The organism is Gluconobacter oxydans (assembly GCF_006539685.1).
Lineage (GTDB): Bacteria > Pseudomonadota > Alphaproteobacteria > Acetobacterales > Acetobacteraceae > Gluconobacter > Gluconobacter oxydans.
In genome coordinates this window covers 1-5520 of the sequence record NZ_BJNM01000056.1, presented here as the reverse complement: position 1 = coordinate 5520, position 5520 = coordinate 1, and the positions used below count along the sequence as shown (strand labels likewise).

The following is a 5520-nucleotide window of genomic DNA, read 5'->3' as shown; positions in this document are numbered from 1 at the left end:
GGTCCTTGTGCGACAGCTTTGCGGGTTTGTCCTGCCAGTCTTCAGGAATACGCCCTTCCCGAAGATCGGCTTTCTCAGCGTTCGTATTGCGTTGCTTGGGAGCAGCCACCAGTGTGGCATCCAGGATCTGGCCGGACATCGGGAGATAACCGGCGTTCCGCAGAGTTGCATCAAACCGGCCAAACAGTCTTTCAATGGCTCCCGCCTGGGTCAGGCGTTCACGGAACAGCCAGACCGTTTTGGCATCCGGCACACGGTCCGACAGCCCTAGGCCAAGGAAACGCATGAACGACAGGCGGTCATTGATCAGATACTCTGTCCGCTCATCAGACAAATTGTTCAGCGTCTGGATCATCAGGATCTTGAACATCAGTACCGGATCAAACGGCGGACGCCCGCCTTTACTGCCGTCTGAATACGCCAAAGCCTGCTCCAGATCAGGGCGGAAGACTTCAAAATCCACAGTCCGGGAAAACGCTTCGAGCTGATCGCCAAGCCCGCTCAATCGGGCAAGCCGCTCTTCAACGTCAAAGAAACCAGACTGCTTCATAGCGCTATTCCCTCAATCAACGCAGAAGAAATGGAATCACAGAGAAAGCCGCAAAACCAGAGGGTTTTTCGAACCCTCCAGGTCGGATTATAGCTTATCGCCCTGTCTGAAAAACCGGGTCCACCTCTATGCCCCCCGAGACACTTGTCATCCCACCAACCCCAAGCCATAAAAAACGGGAACTCTCCTTTTGAGTGGATACAAAAGGGGGGCACGTCATTTTCTTTGCCCGCTTGCGTCAAATTTTCATTAAAAGTATGAAAGTGTAACTGTTGTGACAGCCTGACATGGGGTCAGCGCCGGTCATGCCGCGATGGAGCTGAAACGTTATGGCTGACAACTCTGACGAGCAATTCGTAGCGTCCGATTACACGCTGCTTGGTGACGCGACCGACGACCCCAACGGTATGGTCGACATGCCGGCCGGTCAGGAGCCAGCCACGACCAACGCGGTTCCGTCGGGCGTCGAATACAATTTCCTCGCCGCGACAGCGGGGTATTACACGGTCAGCTTTGCCTATCAGAATACGGCGAACGCGGCTGCTTACGAACAGCTTTCCATCAATGGCCAGAACGAGCCCGGGGTCGTCGAATTCGACCAGACCAGCGGCGCCTCGACGGGCACGGCCTATGCGTCAGTCTATCTGAAGGCAGGCCTGAATTCGGTCGAACTGAATAATCAGACGACCGATGAGACCAATGGCCTGACACCGGTGCCGGAGGATCAGCTTCAGGCAAGCCCCGCCTTCCAGATCGGCACGTCCACGGTCGCGGCCGGCGCATCGCCCTCCCAGGAAACGTCGGCGCAGTCGCTCGCGATCTCCAATCAGACGGATATGCAGGCGTTCGTTCAAGGCGAGAGCATGGCGCCTAAGCAGCAATGGACATTCGGCCCGAGCCTGTCCGAACTGCATGTCGGCAGCAACGACGAACTCAATCAGCTCGACTTCAACGCCGTCTGGTTCCGCAACGTCACGCCCGGCCAGCAGGCCGAGACTTATTCGCCGTATTTCAAATCCAACGAGTCGTTCGATGCCAACGGCGTCCTGCATGTGAACTATGGTGCCTACTCGCCGACCGGCCAGGCGCTGCCGGTGCAGATCCAGGCAACCTATGCCAACGTTCCGAACGAAAACCTCATCGTCGAAAACCTGTCCCTGACCAATCAGAATGCGAGCGGCACCCAGCCGCTGGTCTGGGACGTGATGAATGCCACCGGTATCAACCCAGGTGAAGTCAGCAGCACGACATGGGATCCGACGCATAACGCATGGATCGTTACCGAGGACCAGGGAAGTGGCAAATCCCCGCTTTATCTAGCGATCGGTGACTATCAGGTCAGCAACAGCACGCACGCGGCAGGCGTCGACGGCGTCAATGTGCGCGGCAGCTATTCCCTGTCGAGCGGCGCGTCCGGCAATCCGTCCCTGAATGCTCCGGACCAGGGCGTTATCGGCGGGTTCGAGAACAACGGCACGATGGTCGGCAGCAGTTCGGGCGCGTCGGGCACAAATCTCGCGGTCGGCACCACCGACAGCGATGTCACCCTGAATCCCGGCCAGACCGTCGACCTCAGCTACTATCTCTCGACAGCCACCAGCCTGTCGCAGCTCGACGCCAATCTCGATAAATATACGAACACAGTCGGGTCCACGACGTCGTCGACGCCGATGACGGACGCCACCGGCGCTTCCGCCGCGAGTTCCTGGACTCAGCAGACGGCTACCGCATGGGACGACACGCTCAACCAGGCCTACAATTTGGCTGGGTCGACAGAAACAAGCGGACAGGCTGCAACTGCCGCCAGCGGGCAGACACTGGATCCTACAAGCAGCGCTGCGGCCCAGAGTGCCTATCGCTCCAGTCTGATCAATATTTTGCAGGCACAGAGCCCGGAATACGGCTCGTTCATGGCGTCCACCAACCCGTCCTATGAATACAAGGTCTGGGTGCGCGACAGCGCCGCAACCGCGATCGGTCTGGACGACGCAGGCCTGACCCAACCGGCCGACAAGTTCTGGCGCTGGATGGCGTCCGTCGAGCAGAACGGCATGAATGCGACCTATAGCGGCAACGCTTCAGGCACATTCTCGACGAACTATGGAGAATTCGACCAGAACCTGCCGATCGGGTTCGTCGCGCCGGAAAACGACTCTCAGGGCCTGTTCCTCATCGGGTCTTACCGTCATTACGAGCAGATGCTCAGCGAGGGCCAGACTCAGCAGGCCCAGTCCTTCATCAGCGATCCGACGGTGCGTCAGGCTCTGGTCAACTCCGCGAACTGGATCCAGGAAAATATTGGTAGCAACGGGCTTGGGCCGGCTGACTACTCAATCTGGGAGGACATGTACGGCTATCATACTTTCACGCAGGTCACCTACGCGGAAGGGCTGAACGCAGCATCGCAACTCGCCTCGGCCATGGGCGAGGGCAATCAGGCCCAGACCTGGGCGACCGGCGCCGAGACGATCAAGGATGCGATCCTGCGTCCGACCACGGCGTCGACGCCGGGGCTCTGGAATGCGCAGGAAGGTCATTTCGTCGAAATGATCAACCCGAACGGAACGATTGACAATACGATCGACGCCGATACCAACATTGCCGCCGTCTTCGGTCTTGTCTCGCCCACAAGCATCTATGCGACTGAAAACGCGCAGGCTGTCGAAAATGCGCTGACGCAGGACAATTTCGGTCTATCGCGCTATCAGAACGAAACATTCTACCAGTCCTCGCAGTGGAGCCCTGGGGGCACATACGAGGCGCAAGGCATCTCGCCGTCCTGGCCGCAGATGACCGCCTATGACAGCATCGTCAGCATGGATTCCGGCAATACGACCCAGGCAAATAACGACCTTAGCTGGATCGAACAGTCCTATGACAATGGCGGCACTCCGCCCGGTGAATCCTACGACTGGGCGCGTGGCCAGCCGATCGAAAGCACATCGTCCGAACCGGTGACGGCGAGCTGGTACGTCCAGGATCTCCTGAACAGCACCGGCCAGACATCGACCCTGATGCCTGCGATTACCGGGCAGGCACCGACCGCTACGCCGCAGACCGACGTCTCCGTCAATACAGGCACGACCGGGTTCGGGTCCTACACCCTTGGACTCGACAGCGTGGGTAACAGCCAGGCCCAGGATATGATCGTCGGCACGGGCAACACCTCTGCCACGTCGGTCGCCATGGTCCGCAATGAAGCTGCTGCCGGTACACCGGAAACCATCGACAACACGAACGGTGTCAACGACCTTCTGGTCTTTGGCAATGCCGGCGATACGAACGTTCTCGCCGGGCAGAATTCCACTACGACAATCATGAACAACGCCGCCGGGGACCATGGCACGGTGGAATACACCGGGGCTACGGGTGCCAGTGCGACGATTCTCGCCGGACCTCTGACGGAAATTCAGGCCGCCGGTACGACAAACCTGATCATGGGATCGCAATCCGATACGACGACGTCCGATGCCTATATCACGGGTGGCCAGTACGACAGTGCCGACCAGACCAACATCACCACTGAGGGCCCGGCAGGACAACTGGACGCGATCGACAATCAAGGCAACGCACATACGACGCTTCAGGTCGCAAGTCCGACCGACCTCCTCTATACCGGCCGCGACACCACGTTGAATCTTGGCACTGACGGCCAGAAGTCGACCATCAACTCTCTTGGTAACGACCAGATTCATATGAACGGATCGAACGTGAATGTGGCGTCCGTCACCGGAGGGTTCGACACGTTCTATGGTGGCACCGGCACCATGACCATCAACGCCAGCCAGTCGGTCGGCTATACGCAGGAAACCTATATCGGCAGCCAGACGTCCGGCGGGAGCCTGACCTATACAGGCGGCAACGCTGCGAACCAGATCACGCTGGGCGACGAAAGCAGCGTTGCGATCACGGCCGGCGCCGGGGCTATGAACATCACCGCAAACGACAGCACCGGTCTTTGGGCCAACCTGACGAACGCGGCATCGGCGGACCTGAACTTTGGGTCCAGCCTTGGCAACTCTATGATCTACGGCTTCAACGGAAGCACTGACAGTGCGACCATGCAGGGTGTCACCGGGACCTCCTTCTCGGGGGGCAACCTGATGGTCAGCCTGGCTGACAATCACAGCATCACGTTCTTCGACGTCCATACCCTTCAGGGCATGAACATCGTCGGCGCCTGACAGACAATTGGGTCGTAGCGAGGCTGCGACCCAATCGCATGACAAATGTGAACGTGACCGAGATGCCTTCTGATAACACGGCAACAACACGCCTTTGCTCAAGCCATGCGTGGTTGGCATGCTCTCCCTACAATCAGTTCTACGTCACGCGTCCACTGGGCTGGATTCTTGTTGATCCGACGAAGCTGTCGGCAATCGAGATACGGCAGCATATCGAGCAGAACCTTCAGGAGCCGATCGATGAGGAGGAGTTTCGGAGAAGGCTGTTCAGATCGCATCGTGTTCAGTTCAGCTCCGATCGCTGCACCGTCACGCCCGAACTGCGGCCATTCTGGAGCAATCCCGTCCTTTCTCTCTCGTTCGCGGGTTTGCGTTTCGAAGGTGCTTGGTCGAAAGCAGCGTTTCGAGGTTAATTTTCGAGGTATCAACAGAGGCTTTTGCCTTTCTCGATACGGGGGTTCTGCTCCAGTGTGAGAGGCAGCTTTCCAGCTTCGATTTCGAGAAGCCGACATTCAGCATTCCCCCCAAGTCAGCCGCGAGCCTCAGAATGGTTACAGACCTGCGTAAGTTGAAACGGCAATCGCGAAGAGGGCCAGAGACGATCAGGCTGTCTTTCTGGAAGCAGACGTTGTTCTTGGATGAGCGCCCCTGGAACACGCCTCGAAAAGGCCTTTTCGGGTCTTTCTTGGGCCCCACCCCCTATGTCCGATAATGTAAATTAACGGACATAGGGGTGAGGAGGGGACGATTTTCAGAAAAAAGACGGAGACTTACCTTTTGAGGATA

At 58.1% G+C, this 5520-nt stretch carries 3 protein-coding genes; 2 read left to right on the top strand and 1 reads right to left on the bottom strand.

The features are described from left to right. Positions 1–550: transposase (locus GOX01_RS12050; protein ID WP_141259265.1), on the bottom strand; the 550-nt coding region annotated here is incomplete at its 3' end. A gap of 329 nt (positions 551–879) precedes the next feature. On the opposite strand from GOX01_RS12050, the gene GOX01_RS12045 reads away from it, so the two are divergent. Next, positions 880–4734 (top strand): glycoside hydrolase family 15 protein, encoded by a 3855-nt coding sequence (locus GOX01_RS12045; RefSeq protein ID WP_062268869.1) that lies wholly within the window; start codon positions 880–882, stop codon positions 4732–4734. Between the two features lie 53 nt (positions 4735–4787). Continuing rightward, a complete protein-coding gene (locus tag GOX01_RS12930) occupies positions 4788–5147 on the top strand; it encodes a hypothetical protein (RefSeq protein ID WP_155720741.1) in 360 nt (119 codons plus the stop codon). The last annotated feature ends 373 nt before the right edge of the window (positions 5148–5520 follow it).